14 protein-coding genes are annotated in these 15060 nt (G+C 46.5%); 5 read left to right on the plus strand and 9 right to left on the minus strand.

Annotation, left to right across the window (positions count from 1 at the left end):
- Positions 1-29: 29 nt before the first annotated feature.
- Positions 30-2114: a M13 family metallopeptidase gene (locus Q4Q50_RS13305; protein ID WP_311899691.1), complete on the minus strand. Its 2085-nt coding sequence runs from the start codon at positions 2112-2114 to the stop codon at positions 30-32.
- Between the two features lie 264 nt (positions 2115-2378).
- Positions 2379-2933 carry a sugar O-acetyltransferase gene (locus Q4Q50_RS13310; RefSeq protein WP_311899692.1) on the minus strand — a complete coding sequence of 185 codons (555 nt, stop codon included), beginning with the start codon at positions 2931-2933 and terminating at the stop codon, positions 2379-2381.
- Between the two features lie 78 nt (positions 2934-3011).
- Between Q4Q50_RS13310 and rsuA the strand changes: the two genes are divergently transcribed.
- Positions 3012-3764, plus strand: a complete 753-nt coding sequence (gene rsuA, locus Q4Q50_RS13315) for a 16S rRNA pseudouridine(516) synthase RsuA (RefSeq protein WP_311899756.1) — start codon at positions 3012-3014, stop codon at positions 3762-3764.
- A 76-nt stretch (positions 3765-3840) separates the two neighbouring features.
- Here the strand turns inward: rsuA and Q4Q50_RS13320 are convergent, their stop codons facing one another.
- The 3 genes from Q4Q50_RS13320 to Q4Q50_RS13330 are packed head-to-tail and all read right to left on the minus strand — an operon-like array spanning position 3841 to position 5911.
- Positions 3841-4797 carry a DUF4097 family beta strand repeat-containing protein gene (locus tag Q4Q50_RS13320; RefSeq protein ID WP_300479191.1) on the minus strand — a complete coding sequence of 319 codons (957 nt, stop codon included), beginning with the start codon at positions 4795-4797 and terminating at the stop codon, positions 3841-3843.
- Entirely contained in the window at positions 4794-5378 is a 585-nt protein-coding gene (locus tag Q4Q50_RS13325; protein WP_311899694.1) for an anti-sigma factor, read from the minus strand. The genes Q4Q50_RS13320 and Q4Q50_RS13325 overlap by 4 nt, the downstream gene beginning before the upstream one ends.
- Positions 5378-5911 (minus strand): RNA polymerase sigma factor, encoded by a 534-nt coding sequence (locus Q4Q50_RS13330; RefSeq protein ID WP_311899757.1) that lies wholly within the window; start codon positions 5909-5911, stop codon positions 5378-5380. Before Q4Q50_RS13330 ends, Q4Q50_RS13325 begins: the two co-directional genes overlap by 1 nt.
- A gap of 438 nt (positions 5912-6349) precedes the next feature.
- Here Q4Q50_RS13330 and Q4Q50_RS13335 point away from each other — a divergent pair, with 438 nt between their 5' ends.
- Positions 6350-8212, plus strand: coding sequence for a methyl-accepting chemotaxis protein (locus tag Q4Q50_RS13335; protein WP_311899695.1), 1863 nt, complete (start codon positions 6350-6352; stop codon positions 8210-8212).
- Between the two features lie 215 nt (positions 8213-8427).
- On the opposite strand, the gene Q4Q50_RS13340 is transcribed toward Q4Q50_RS13335, so the two are convergent.
- From Q4Q50_RS13340 to lolB, 3 genes are all read right to left on the minus strand, one after another.
- Positions 8428-9375 (minus strand): ribose-phosphate pyrophosphokinase, encoded by a 948-nt coding sequence (locus tag Q4Q50_RS13340; protein ID WP_006080255.1) that lies wholly within the window; start codon positions 9373-9375, stop codon positions 8428-8430.
- A 112-nt stretch (positions 9376-9487) separates the two neighbouring features.
- Complete coding sequence (ispE, locus tag Q4Q50_RS13345; protein ID WP_006080256.1) at positions 9488-10342, minus strand: 4-(cytidine 5'-diphospho)-2-C-methyl-D-erythritol kinase; 855 nt, start codon at positions 10340-10342, stop codon at positions 9488-9490.
- Position 10343: 1 nt separating this feature from the next.
- A complete protein-coding gene (gene lolB / locus Q4Q50_RS13350; protein WP_311899697.1) occupies positions 10344-10988 on the minus strand; it encodes a lipoprotein insertase outer membrane protein LolB in 645 nt (214 codons plus the stop codon).
- 253 nt (positions 10989-11241) lie between these two features.
- Between lolB and hemA the strand changes: the two genes are divergently transcribed.
- From hemA to prmC, 3 genes are read left to right on the plus strand one after another with little or no spacing between them, the layout of a single operon-like run.
- Complete coding sequence (gene hemA / locus Q4Q50_RS13355) at positions 11242-12492, plus strand: glutamyl-tRNA reductase (RefSeq protein ID WP_006084077.1); 1251 nt, start codon at positions 11242-11244, stop codon at positions 12490-12492.
- Between the two features lie 14 nt (positions 12493-12506).
- Positions 12507-13598, plus strand: coding sequence for a peptide chain release factor 1 (gene prfA, locus Q4Q50_RS13360; RefSeq protein WP_012090152.1), 1092 nt, complete (start codon positions 12507-12509; stop codon positions 13596-13598).
- A gap of 2 nt (positions 13599-13600) precedes the next feature.
- Entirely contained in the window at positions 13601-14449 is an 849-nt protein-coding gene (prmC, locus tag Q4Q50_RS13365) for a peptide chain release factor N(5)-glutamine methyltransferase (RefSeq protein WP_107403806.1), read from the plus strand.
- A 134-nt stretch (positions 14450-14583) separates the two neighbouring features.
- Here the strand turns inward: prmC and Q4Q50_RS13370 are convergent, their stop codons facing one another.
- Positions 14584-14997: a GNAT family N-acetyltransferase gene (locus tag Q4Q50_RS13370; RefSeq protein WP_311899699.1), complete on the minus strand. Its 414-nt coding sequence runs from the start codon at positions 14995-14997 to the stop codon at positions 14584-14586.
- Positions 14998-15060 lie beyond the last annotated feature (63 nt).

A 15060-nucleotide genomic window follows, 5' to 3' on the forward strand; every position in this document is an offset into this window, starting at 1 on the left:
ATGCAGCCGAGCGGCGATTTAAATCTTGCTTACCAAATTTTTACACGTTTTTCTGGTGCGATATACATAGCATCACCGGGTTTCACATCATATGTGGTGTAGAACTCAGGCATGTTAGACAGGGCACCCAGAGCGCGGAATTCCGCAGGTGAGTGTGGATCGGTCGCTACGCGGTTACGCATGGCTTCTTCTTTGGCCTTCGCGCGCCAAATTTGAGTGAAACCGATGAAGAAACGTTGATCGCCCGTTAAGCCATCGATGACCGGTGCTTCTTGACCATTGAGTGATTTCTTATAGGCGCGGTATGCGATAGTCACACCTGATAAGTCACCAATGTTCTCACCTAGCGTTAAACCACCGTTGACGTGCAAATCGTCAAACACAAAGTAACCGTCGTATTGTGCAATCAGCGCTTGGCCGCGGGCAGAGAACTCTTTCAAGTCTTGCTCAGTCCACCAGTCACGCATGTTGCCTTCGCCATCGAACTTAGCACCTTGGTCGTCGAAACCATGGCCCATTTCGTGACCGATAACGGCACCAATACCACCGTAGTTGACTGCATCATCAGCCGCCAAATTGAAGAATGGTGGTTGCAGAATTGCTGCAGGGAAGACGATTTCATTCATGGTTGGGTTGTAGTAAGCATTAACCGTTTGTGGGGTCATGTGCCATTCGTCTTTGTCGATTGGCGCGCCCAGTTTGGCTAATGACTTAGCATGTTCAACTTCGCTGGCACGAATAGCGTTACCGATTAAGTCGTCCGCCTTGATGCTTAGCTTGCTGTAATCTTCCCACTTGTTCGGATAACCGATTTTCGGGTTGAATTTTGCTAACTTATCCGCCGCAGCCACTTTAGTGCTGTCGCTCATCCAGGTTAAATCTTTGATGCTGTCGCCGTAAGCGCCACGGAGATTTTCCACCAGTGCTTGCATGCGGTCTTTGGCTTCAGGCGTAAAGTGACGTTTAACGTACACTTTGCCGACAACTTCACCCAGCATACCGTTAACAGAGGCTACGCCGCGTTTCCAACGTGGTTCTTGCTCTTCTTGACCGTTTAAGGTTTTAGAGAAGAAATCGAAGTTTTCGTTGTCCAGCGCTTCACTCAAATAGTTCGCCGCATGCGTCAGCACTTGCCATTGCATGTAGGTTTTCCAAGTAGCTAAATCGGTCGTTTTTAACACCTCGTTCAGACCTTGGATATAGCTAGGCTGGTTAATAATGATGTCGGTTTGCTTGTCCGCGCCAAGCGCCGTTAAGTAGACAGTCCAATCGATATCCGGTGCCAGTGTTGGCAGATCTTTCACTTGATACAGATTGTAGGTTTTCGTGCTGTCGCGGTTTTCAACCACATCCCAATGCTTAGATGCTATCGCTGTTTCTAGGGCAAGGATAGACTCAGCGCTGGCTTTAGGATTAGCAAGACCCGCAAGAGTAAACATCTTTTCGATGTGAGCGACATACGCTTTACGGATATTAACGAAGCGTTCTGACTCGTTAAAATAGTAGTCTTTTTCTGGCAGGCTTAGGCCATATTGATAGAGATGAGTCGCGTAACGGCTAGAGTTTTTCGCATCGATATCGATATAAAATGCCATAGGCGTACCCGCGCCAGCGATTTGGCTGTGGGCGAAGTACTTCACTAATTCATTCTTATCTTTTAAGGCGTTAATGGCATCGAACTCACCTTGGATTGGTGTCACGCCCAGTTTGTTGAGTGTGTCAGTATCCATAAATGATCGATATAAATCGGCCACTTTTTGCTCGTCTGTACCAACGGCGAGATTTGGCGTTGCTGCCACTTCTTCGATAATGGCTTTTACATCGTCACGTGATTTTTCACGTAAATCGTAGAAAGCGCCAATGCTAGTACGATCGGCTGGGATCTCAGTGCTTTTCAGCCAAGTGCCGTTAACATATTTGTAGAAATCGTCCTGTGGGCGAACCGCTTTATCAAAATTAGCGAATTCAATACCAGAGCCCAGTACCTGAGTCACAGCAACTGCGGTGGCTGTTTTAGCGGTTTCAGGTGCTTTAACTTCGGCTGGCTTGTCATTACAGGCAGTCAGGCCTGCGATAAGTGAGGCACACAGTCCCCCAATGAGTACTTTTCTCATGTCGTTTCCTTCGAGTTTATTATTGTGCCCATTATTGGGGCTGTTATTTTTTTGCAAAATGGGATTGCTTCAGGCGCAATGAACTATGTTAATGCCTTACTAGGAATCTAAACAAGGTCATTACAGTTTTTATCGCGGTTTTATCTTGAGTCATATGTAACTAAAGGTTACCAGTTACAGTCTTAAGCCCATTAGCGGCGAAGTTACCGTATGCAAGCCTTTTCAGGTAAGCGAGTACTTAGCTTTCGCATTTTTTACACACAATCAAATTAGCTGCCTGATCGGCTTCGCGGGGTTACCAGCGACCACAGTTTTGGCGGCCACATTTTTTGTGACTACAGCACCTGCGCCTATGATGGCGTCATCACCAATAGTGACGCCTGGCATTATGATAGCGCCGCCACCAATCCATACCCGTTTACCGACCTTAATTGCTTTAGCGGTTTCTAAACCTGAGCAACGCAGCTCGGCATCGAGTGGGTGACTCGAGGTATAAAATTGTGCATTGGGGCCGACCATAGTCTGCTCGCCAATAGAAATAGGTGCATTATCCTGCAAGGTGACATTCACATTGATAAACACTTTATCGGCAATGGATAGATTGACGCCATAACTGATAAAAATCGGCGTAGATATTGTTGCGGCTGGAGATTTATGGGGAATGAGCTGCTGACAGAGTTGGCTATATTCTGTATTTTCTTGGTCAATTATTTGATTTAATTGTCGATTTAGCCGTTGCTGCTGAGCGCGTAAACTTAATAGTTCGCTGGCAAGGCAGTCATATTCTTGGCCTGTGATCATCTTTTGGAATTCAATCATGTTATCTTTCCCTAGGGTGACTGTTGTCAATACGTAAGGGCTTAGATAGAAACACATCGCGTGCTGAGCAGCAATTCTTTGCCCTTTGAAGTGGTCGGCCTCATAATATGGCAGTTTTCTTTATTGAAGTTGAGTATTAACGTGCGTTTAGACAAATTTATCTGTGAGAGTACCCCACTGACTCGCTCATTAGCGAAAAAAGCCCTGCATCGCGGTGATATCACTTGCGATGGCATAGTCGTCAAAGACTCGGGCTTTAAAGTGGCTGAAGGTATGCGTGTTTGTCTCGAGGGCGAGCCTATCGCCTTAGTGGGTGTACGTTATTTAATGCTCAACAAACCGGTCGATACGATTTGTTCAACGATTGATGAAACCTATCCATCGGTATTGAGCTTAGTGGATGTGCCCAAGCCTGAAACCTTGCACATTGCTGGTCGTTTAGATGCCGATACCACAGGGCTAGTGCTGATCACGACCGACGGCCAGTGGTCGCATAAAATCACCTCACCGAAGAAAGAATGCGGTAAACGCTATTTAGTGCAACTCGCCGAACCTGTGGATGCTGGCTTGATTGCAGTGTTTGCCGCTGGTGTTGAATTGCGCGGTGAAGATGGCTTAACTAAGCCTGCATTGCTGGAGATTATTGAGCCGCAATTAGTGCGACTCACCATCACTGAAGGTAAGTACCATCAAGTGAAGCGTATGTTTGCTGCGGTGGGCAACCACGTGCAAGGATTGCACCGTGAAAGTGTAGGCCAAATTGAATTAGATCCCGCCTTAGCGCTGGGTGAATGGCGATATTTGACGGCTGAAGAGATAGCTTCAGTCTAACGAGTTTAATATAAAAAATGCCGCCCGAGTTTGATTTGTGGCGGCATTTTTTATTTGTGCTAACTAGCTTTTATTATTACTGTTTCTTTAAAATCAGATTACCGCTGATGGTATTCATCTTCACGTTTGCTGCGCCAGAGCCTGTTTGAAATGACAACTCGGCGCGTGGCACGTATTTCTGCTTTTTAGGCTCATCTTGGGTTAAGGTGTTTTTGATCTTGCCACCTGGTCCGCCGTCTAAGTCAAAGCTGGCATCTGGCATATCGGCAAACGTCACTATGATATCGCCGCTCACACTTTCTAAATTGGCTCTGTTGAAGTTTTTCGCCAGTGATACTTTTGAGTCACCGCTGACGGTTCTGAGTACGATTTCCTTTGCGAGGCTAAAGTTAGCATTCACTTCGCCAGAAACTTGTTCCACCGTGACTTTTTCTGCCTGAGTTTGGCTATTTAAGTCGCCACTAACGAGGCGATAGTTCATTTCCCCTTTGCTGTCAGTGTCTTGAATCGTGCCGGATACGGTTTCTAATTTGATTTTCCCATCAAGTGCTTTGGTTGTGATATCGCCAGAGACGGTATTTAACTCAGGTTTACCACTGAGGTTGTTAGCTTTGATATCGCCACTGACGGTATTTAAATCGAGTTCACCTTGGGCTTCGGCAACTTGCAGATTCGCTGAAATAGTGTCTGCATTGAGTTTTACTGTTTTTGGTACTTTAATGGTGAGCTGCGAGCCCTTGTCATTATTGCCATTATAGTGGCGAGGCATCTTGTCTTCGATATTCAGACTGTTTCCCTGTTGCTCGAACACAAAACCTTCACTCAATTCATCGAGTGTGCCTGTGACACTGACTTCACTCTTATCCCAGGTTTGAATCGTCACATCGCCGCGCTGGACTTTGATCTGCAATTGGGTGTCGCTGCCAATACTGAGCTGTTTATCAACGCTTTGCGCTGCGAACACATTGCCCATTAAACCTAAATAGAGTGTCGAAACTAATAGACTGGTTTTAGTGAGATTGAGGTTACTCATAGGGTGTTTCCTTGTGTCGAGTTTTTAATGGGTAATTTTTGGCCCTGTTGTAATAGGTCGAGCTCACGCTGCTGCACCCAAAGCCAGAGTTGCCAAAGTTGTTTATCGGTTGGATTTGCTTGTAAAGCTTGGTAAATCTGAGTTGCCGCCCGTCTTAGTTCAGCCAAACCTTGCTCAACGGGCGCGCTAAAGCTGCTGGTCTGCCAAGCTAGTGCATTCGTTGTTTGCTCTAGGTTATCCACTTGCACTTGGTGCGATGCTGCAATTTGAGTGAGTAATAATTGTAAGGCCGCATCCCCTGGTTGCGCTGGCATAGCTGAGTGCTGAGCAAGCTCTGTCTGCTGCGTGGTTAATGGATTGAAAGAGGGTAACTGGGTATACCCCAATGCCACCAGAAGGATAAAGGAGGCGGCTATTGCCCACAGTCTGCCGTGCTGGGATTGGCGCGTTTGCGACATAAGCGGTTTGTCCATGCGCTTTTCAATGCCCTGCCACAGATCATGGCTGGGCGACATTTCTTTGGGGGCGCTATTGATCAGTTGCTCAAGCTGTTGTTCACGGGAAAGCGGCGTTAACGTCATTACAGCATCTCCTGTAGTAGTTGCTTAGCTCTATGGTATTGGGTCTTGCTAGTACCGACCGCAATGCCAAGTAAGTCAGCGATTTCATCGTGTTGATAACCTTCGATGGCGCAGAGTACGAAGACTATGCGAGCCCGCTGCGGCAGTTTGAAAATCAACTTGTCTAATCCGCTATAACTTTCATCTGAACTCATAGGTTCAGTTTCATTTTCCAGCGGGATAAATCGTGCCCAAAATGATTGTTGTTTACGCATACTGCTCAAGGCTTGATTGACACAAATACTGTGTAACCAAGTGGAAAACTGACTCTCACCTCGAAATTGCGGCAACTTCTGCCACACTAAAATAAAACACTCTTGGGTAATTTCTTCCGCCATGGTTTTATGACCACAAAGGCGCAGTGATAGGGCATAGATACGTTGGTGATGGCTTTGATACAGCAGTTTAAAGGCGGTTCTGTTTCCTTGGCTGGCTAAGGTGGCCAGTTCAAAGTCAGACATCGCGCTATTGAGTGGGAGTATCCCTGCTGTCACTGTCATTCCCTGCCATAATTATTAAGTGTTGTAGTTTTGACGCACTGAATGCCGCAAAAGGTTTGGAGTCGTAAAAAATATATTTTATTAAGATTCATTATTCAGCGTAACATTTTTGTAATCTGTAGTAGAATTCGCGCGAAATTTACAGTTAAGTTTATGAAGTTATTCATTTTATACCAATTGGTATTGTAATGTTTTTATCGGCGTTTAAACGGTATCGTTACCAAGGTTAACACGCATTACTTTGTAAAATATGCCGACAGTATCTTGATGAACTAAGCTAGAAATAATGAGGTGCTTTCGATATGTGAGCTTTTAATCAACAAGCTATCAGAGTATTTGATATGAACTTTTCATGTATTGCTACACTGGCGCTGTTAAAGGCTTAATTTGCAGCTATCTTTTTAAGATAGGTTATTTATTCGGGGACTTTCTATGCTAATCCGCTCAAAGTTGTTACTCAGCGCAGCTGTGTCTATTTCGGCATTAGTTGCCATGTTTGGATTACAACTCCATTCAAATTCGGTTAAGTCGGAGCTCTCGCATGCCGCTCAAAGTGTGCTTGAGTTAGAGCGCGATGTATTGATGCTGCGTAAAAACGAAAAGGATTTCTTCGCTCGCAAGGATTTAAAATATGTTGAATTACATAAACAAAGCCACATGGCCATCGACGGTATTGTCCCCGATTTAGAGAAAGTGTTTAAAGATTACGGTGTGTCGACGGCATCGCTTGAAAGTTTTGACAGTAATTTAAATCAGTATCAAGCTGCTTTTTCTGAAGTGGTGCAACTACAGCAGGAAATTGGCTTAACGCCTAAAACAGGTTTGTACGGCACATTGCGCACGGCGGTGCATAATGTTGAAACGCTGCTGAAGGAATATGATCAACTTGAACTCGAAGTGGCTATGCTACAACTAAGACGTAACGAAAAGGATTTTATGCTGCGTCGTGAGTTAAGTTATGTTGAAACCTTTGATGCCAATATTGGTAAGTTTAAGGAAAAGCTGCGAGCTTCGAGTTTGGATCTTGATACTCAAAGGAAAATTGAAGAACTCATTTCTCAATATCAAAAGGATTTCAACAGCTTAACCAGTAAAGAGCAGCAACTCGGTTTGACCGAAAAAGATGGCACTATGGCGCGTCTTGTCGCTGCTAACCTACGAATTGAAAGTAGCGCGAATGACCTACATAACTTAGCGCTTAAGGCAATTGATGATGCTGAGAGCAGCAGCGTTAATGTCGGTATTGCGGTGTTTATCTTTATCGCATTGCTGTTATCTATCATTACCTATTTGATTATCCGCAGTATTATTGCACCGGTTGAGCGTATCACGCAGATCATTTCTCGTATCGAAGTGAGTAAAGATCTGACCTTGAGATGCGATGCATCAACGCAAGACGAACTTGGCGAAATTGCGCAGCATTTCAATAGTATGGTGACTAGCTTCCAGCAATTGATTGAGCAAGTGATAGAGTCGGTCGCGACGATTAACACTTCCTGTAAGCGCGTATCTGAAAATGCCATGCTTGCCTCTGAAGGCGTGGGCCAACAGCTCAATGAGACCGATATGGTTGCAACGGCGATAACAGAAATGGGCGCAACCATTGACGAAATTGCTAAAACTACTGAGTTAGCGGCGTTAAAAGCGGGTAAGACGCATGATAATGCGCAAAGCGGTCAATTAGAAGTTGAGCAAACTATTCATAAAATTCAGTCGCTTGCTGAGCAGCTCAATAGCTCTGCTGCGGTCATCGGTGAATTGGAGCGTGACAGTGAGACTATCGGTAGCGTGTTAGATGTGATCCGCGGCATTGCTGAGCAAACTAACCTTTTAGCCTTGAATGCCGCGATTGAAGCTGCACGTGCAGGTGAACAGGGCCGTGGTTTTGCAGTGGTTGCCGATGAAGTGCGTAACTTAGCGATGCGGACACAATCGTCAACCCAAGAGATTGCGAACATTATTCAGACCTTACAGACGCGGACTCGCTCGATTGTACAATTGATGGAATCGAGCCAAAAACAAGGTGTTGAGAGCGCGGAGCAAGCGGCAAGTGCTGGTGCCTTACTTAAGCTTATCAATACAGATGTGCGTAATATCATGGATATGAGTACTCAAATTGCTGCGGCGATTGAAGAACAAAGCATGGTGGCGGCCGAAGTGAATAAGAACGTGGTGGTGATCCGCGATATCGCCGAAGAATCCTCCCATGCGGCAGATGCCAATGCGTCGGCATCGGATGAGCTGAAAGCGCAGGCTGAATTCTTATTCCGTGCGGTCAGTAATTTTAAAATTTAATATTTAAAAGCCAACTCTAATCTAATGAGCAGAAGCTAGCTTAGAAAATACACTAACAAAAACGCACTCCGAGGAGTGCGTTTTTATGTCTGAGTGATTAGCTCTGCAAGCTTAGTGATTCGTTAAAACAGCACACTGTACATAGGAACCACTCAGATTAGTCAGAACGTTCAGTAACGGAACTGTTAGTGACTGAACTATTAGCGACGTAACTATTAGTGACGGAACATGGCAGAAATAGACTCTTCGTTGCTTACGCGACGAATTGCCTCAGCCAGTACCGCAGACATAGTTAACTGAGTCACTTTAGCCACTTTCAACATTTCTGGGCTTAAAGGAACAGTGTCAGTCACAATCACTTCATCAATCACTGAGTTAGCGATATTTTCAGCCGCTTTGCCAGAGAACACTGGGTGAGTTGCGTAAGCAAATACGCGGTTCGCACCATGTTCTTTTAAGGCTTCAGCCGCTTTACACAGAGTGCCGCCTGTGTCGATCATATCGTCAACGATAATGCAGTCACGACCTTGAACATCACCAATGATGTGCATAACTTGAGCAACGTTTGCTTGTGGGCGACGTTTATCAATGATCGCTAAATCAGAATCATCCAACAGTTTTGCTACTGCGCGAGCGCGAACAACACCACCGATGTCTGGAGAAACAACGACTGGATTATCTAAGTTCTTCGCTAACATATCTTCTAGCAGCACTGGGCTACCGAATACGTTATCAACAGGAACGTCGAAGAAACCTTGGATTTGCTCAGCGTGCAGGTCACAGGTCAGAACGCGGTCAACACCCACGCTAGACAGGAAATCGGCAACGACTTTTGCAGTAATAGGTACACGGGCGCTACGAACGCGACGGTCTTGACGAGCATAACCAAAGTAAGGAATAACGGCTGTTATACGGCCAGCAGATGCACGGCGCAGCGCGTCAACCATCACGATGAGTTCCATCAGGTTGTCGTTTGTCGGCGCGCAAGTGGATTGGATGATGAACACATCGGCCCCACGTACATTTTCGTTAATTTGGACACTGATTTCACCATCGCTGAAACGACCAACCACTGCGTCTCCGAGTTTGCAAAATAGACGATCGGCTATCTTTTTAGCGAGACTGGGGGTGGCGTTCCCAGCAAAGAGCTTGATGTCGGGCACTGTATGAACCTCAGGCGTTTGCTTTATATTTTAGTGGCTAGAGTAACGACGATATAGGGACGGGAGGAACCCGAGGCGTTATCGTTAAGTGGTTACCCTAGAAGAAAGTAGTTTAAGGGTGACTGAGTCGCGTGATGAGCGGCGAAAGATTCATCCCTTGTGCAACAAATCCTTGCATTTCAGACGGTAATTTCGCCAAGGCTGCGAGAGCTTGTTGCTGTTGTGTGAATTCCCCGAACACGCATGCGCCTGTTCCTGTCATTCTCGACGGCGCATATTCTAGCAGCCAGCCTAATGCCTTGGCAACTTGAGGGTATTTAGAAACGACTAGTTTTTGACAATCATTTGCCCAAGGTTGGCTCATTAAGGTATCTATGGCCAGTTTCGGGGTATCACGCGGTAAAAGTGGATCTTGGAATACGTCGGCGGTGGAAACATGGGCATCGGGTGCTATGACTAAGTACCAAGGCTCACTCGGATTTACTGCTTGCAAGCGTTCACCCACACCTTCGGCAAAAGCGGCGAAACCATGAATAAAAACAGGAATATCGGCACCCAATTTAAGGCCGATTTTAGCCAATTCTTCGGTCGATAATTGGGTATGCCATAACTTGTTCAATGCCACTAATGTGGTCGCAGCATCGGACGAGCCGCCGCCTAAACCGCCGCCCATGGGCAGCCGTTTATCCAGCCAGATCTCAGCGCCACCGTTAAAGCCCGTGGTTTGCTGTAATGATTTTGCGGCTCGCAGAATTAAGTTATCGCTGTCAGCGACAACGCCCGACATATTGGAGTGCAAAATCAGTTCAGGGGTTTCAGTGACCTTAAAATCGAGCATGTCGCAGCAATCGATAAACTGAAACAAGGTTTGCAGTTCGTGGTAACCGTCGGCGCGGCGGCCATTAATGTGTAAAAACAAGTTGAGCTTGGCTGGCGCAGGCCAATTGCGGGAAATTGCAGCGGGCATGTTAAGGTTGTTCTCCGACTAAGATCGCGGGCTTGCCAAGAGCTTGCCATTGATTCAGCTGTAGTTTGAGTTGTAAATCGCCACGTTCAAGCTTTAATTGATGGGGCACGTTGGCGCCGCTCTGGGATTGCCAACTTAAAAATGCGACCTGCCAAGGTGGCGGGGTTTGAGTATTGGTGAGCTGTTTAGGTTTACCTTGGCTATCGCGTTCGACGATCTCATCGTTGGGGCCAATTTGGCCTGTGATCCACAAAGGTAAATCGGCCAAGGGGATGGACCAACCGCTGACGCGCTCGAGTAAACGCTGGGCGTTATCATCGCGAAAGTCTTTGCCATCGATATGCAAATGGGCCGAGTTCGGGGTTGAGTTAAGCGTCAACACAGTCGTACCCAGCATAGTGGTGAGTGTCAGCTCATCGCGATCTTCACTGTGGCGCCAGTAGATATTCGCGCTGAGCTTATCGTCAGGGGTTTTTATCGCCAGTTTACCCTGCAATTCCCAAGCTGTTGCTTGGCGCGCATCGGTGACTGTGATTGGGCTTAGGTCAGTCATCGGCGGCAAGGTTTCACACCCCGCCAGCAAGAGTAGGGCGCTTAAGGTAAAACAAGAGAAAATGGTTTTTGTGAGGCGCTTCAAATTATTCATCTATGACTGATATACCAAAGTCCTTATGATACGAGGGCTTGGAAAGAATACCAATGCCAAACGTAAAATTTCCATCGGCGGTCACTTAGATTTGCTCCCTTGGGACAAATTTTGCCTTACCTATTATTGATAGAAAATTTAGGTAAGAAGTTAGACCTTTATTCGGTTTTGTTAAGCGTATTCTGTTTTTAGTTGGGCCAATTCAGTAGAATGCCCTTATTAAGAGAGTCGCCAAGAATCTAGAAAGAGTCAGATGAGCCTTGTAGCAATCGGTATTAACCATAAAACAGCCACGGTAGACCTGCGTGAGAAAGTTGCCTTCTCTCCGGACAAAATTCATGACGCTATGAAGAGTCTGGCCAGTCGTACACGCTCAGGTGAAGCCGTTATTGTCTCGACCTGTAATCGCACTGAGTTGTATTGCAACAACGGCGATGAGGCCGACATTATTGCGTGGCTTGAAGAATATCACGGCCTTGATCATAAGGACGTCGCCCCTTGTCTCTATAATTATCATGGTCAAGATGCCGTCAGGCATTTGATGCGTGTGGCTTCTGGGCTCGATTCGTTGATCTTGGGTGAGCCGCAAATTCTCGGTCAAGTTAAGCAAGCGTTTGTTAAGGCCAAAGAGGCTGGAACGGTTGCGCTAACCATAGATAGACTCTTTCAGAATACTTTTTCAGTTGCCAAGAAAGTTCGCACCGACACTGAAATTGGCGCTGCCGCAGTTTCTGTGGCATTTGCGGCTGTTAGCATGGCGAAACATATTTTCTCATCCATATCGACCACGAAAGTGCTATTGATTGGCGCAGGTGAAACCATAGAGCTGGTTGCGAAGCATCTTAAAGACAACGGCGTGGCTTCAATGGTGGTGGCAAACCGGACGTTAGAACGTGCTCAAGGCATGTGCGAGGAGTTTGGCGCAACAGCAATTACACTGGCACAGATACCAGATTATCTCCCAAAAGCCGATATCGTGATATCCTCTACCGCCAGCCCTCTGCCTATCTTAGGTAAAGGCATGGTCGAAAAAGCGCTAAAGCAGCGTCGCCATCAACCTATGTTATTGGTTGATATAGCAGTTCCCCGGGATATTGAGCCGGAAGTCGCCGATTTGGATGACGCGTTTCTGTATACAGTGGACGACCTGCATAGCATTATTGAACAGAATATGGCTTCTCGAAAAGAAGCCGCCGAGCAAGCTGAAGTAATTACTGAAGAACAATCTTTCCTATTTATGGATTGGATCCGTTCTTTAGAGTCGGTCGACAGTATTCGCGAGTATCGCAGCCAGAGCATGGCGGTAAAAGATGAGTTAGTGGAACGCGCCCTGAATAAATTAGCCCAGGGCTCAGACACTGAGCAGGTATTGATTGAACTAGCCAATCGCCTGACTAATAAACTTATCCACGCACCGACACAGGCCCTCACGGCAGCGAGTCGTCAGGGCGATTTGAATACTCTCGGTCAGTTAAGATCAGCGCTTGGATTAGATAAAAACTAAGGTTAGCGAGTTAAATGAAGGAATCCGTTATCCGCAAGCTGGAAGGCTTGCTCGAGCGCAATGAAGAAGTCATGGCTTTGCTGGGTGATGCTAGCGTCATTTCTGATCAAGACAGGTTTCGTGCGTTATCGAAAGAATATGCCCAGTTAGAAGACGTTGTTGCTGGCTTTAAAGCCTATCAGCAAGCGCAGGCTGATCTCGATTCTGCCAAAGAAATGCTGGAAGAAGACGATGCAGAAATGCGCGAAATGGCGCAGGAAGAGATGAAAGCCGCTAAGGCCAAACTCGAGCATCTTGAAGATGAACTGCAAATTCTTTTACTGCCAAAAGATCCCGACGACGATAAAAACGCCTTCGTTGAGATCCGCGCAGGTGCAGGCGGTGATGAAGCCGCGATTTTCGCGGGCGATTTGTTCCGTATGTACAGCCGTTATGCTGAAGCGAATCGCTGGCAGATCGAAATCATGAGCTGTAACGAAGGCGAACATGGTGGCTTTAAAGAAGTGATCATGAAGGTGAGCGGTGAAGGCGTATACGGCAAACTTAAGTTTGAATCCGGCGGTCACCGCGTACAACGTGTGCCAGAAACCGAATCCCAAGGTCGTGTGCATACTTCAGCGGTGACTGTGGTTGTACTGCATGAAGTGCCTGAAGCGGAAGCGATTTCAATCAATCCTGCCGATCTGAAAGTTGATACTTTCCGTTCATCGGGTGCGGGTGGTCAGCACGTTAACAAAACTGATTCTGCCATTCGTATTACCCACATTCCAACAGGGATAGTGGTGGAATGCCAAGATCAACGTTCGCAACATAAGAACCGTGCCCAAGCCATGAGTGTTCTGGCCGCACGTATTCAAGCTGTTGAAGACGAAAAACGCCGTAGCGCCGAAGAATCGACCCGTCGTAGTCTGGTTGCCAGTGGTGATCGCTCCGAACGTGTACGTACTTACAACTTCCCGCAAGGCCGCGTGAGCGAACACCGCATCAACTTGACTTTATATCGCTTGAACGAAGTGATGGAAGGCGATCTCGATGCTATTTTATTGCCTCTGATGCAAGAGCATCAAGCTGACCAGTTAGCCGCACTGGCTGACGAGCAGGGGTAGTTTTGTCAGATCAATCTAGCATAGCCGAAGCCCTGCAATGGGCTTATGTGCAGTTAGCATCAACCTCTGAATCCGCTCATCTGGATGCAGAGGTTTTGCTGTTATATTGCCTCAATAAAAGCCGCAGCTATTTGTATACTTGGCCTGAAAAATCCCTGACGGTTGAGCAGTGGAAACGTTTCCAGCAAATGGTACAGAAACGTCAAAAGGGCGTGCCTGTGGCACATATTGTTGGTGAGCGTGAATTTTGGTCGCTGCCTTTTATCGTTAACGACACGACTTTGATCCCGCGTCCTGACACGGAAATTCTGGTCGAAACCGCTTTGAACCTGCCGCTTTCAACCTATGCCAAAGTGCTCGACTTAGGTACTGGCACTGGGGCTATTGCGTTGGCGTTAGCGTCTGAGCGTGAGTCATGGCAAATCACGGCGGTCGATAAAGTCGATGATGCCGTGGCTTTGGCTATCGCGAACCGTGAGAATTTAAAGCTGCCGCAGGTCGACATTCTTCAAAGCGATTGGTTTAGCGCGGTAAAGTCGCGTGACTTTGATTTAATCGTCTCAAACCCACCTTATATTGATGAAGCAGACGAACATTTGCACCAAGGTGATGTGCGTTTCGAGCCCCAAAGTGCGTTAACCGCCGCCGAGGAAGGCTTTGCCGATCTTTACTATATTGCCAACACTGCCCGAGATTACTTAAAGCCTAATGGCTATATTCTGCTGGAACATGGTTTTGAACAGGCGGTAAAACTCAGGGCTAAACTTATTGAACTGGGCTATGAAAATGTCGCCACAGTGCGAGACTTTGGCAGCAATGACAGATGCACTATGGGTAAATGGGCAGAATAACGCGTTGCTTTAAGTGAAGGTATTTACCCTGTTATACCGATTTATCGAACGCCATTGGTTATTGCCAATGGCGTTTTTGTTTTCTAAAGAGTCAGTTTAAGCAGATGTAAGGTTAAAATCGCCAACCTCAAACATCACAACGCTTTTACCATAAAGAATTTACTGCCGGTTTCTGGGTAGGCTTGTTGTATCCATTGTACGCGATAGCCGTGGCGCTCATAGAAGGGCTTAGCTTGAAAATCTAAGGTATCGAGCAGGGCAAATTGGCAGCCGCGCGCTTTTGCTTGGCTTTCTGCTTCTAATAGCAAGCGCGTGCCGATTTTTTGGTGTCTTAGGGTACCATCGACCCACAGATACTCAATTAACAACCAATTGCCGAAGGTTTTGCCGCTTATCCCCGCTAACAGTTTACCTTCGGTATCTTGTAATTTGAGGCCGAGATTTTTACGGCTAAGCCCTTGCCATTGGGCTTGGTTAAACTCGATGATTTTTTGTTTTATGGCATCGGCGAACTCGGTTGATTCATCGTTAATTAAGCTTAAATTCATCGTCTATTCTCGTTTGATTTTTTATGTTGTTAGCTCTGACTATCAGGCTGATAGGCATTGGTA

This window comes from Shewanella scandinavica, from assembly GCF_031932065.1.
Taxonomy (GTDB): domain Bacteria; phylum Pseudomonadota; class Gammaproteobacteria; order Enterobacterales; family Shewanellaceae; genus Shewanella; species Shewanella baltica.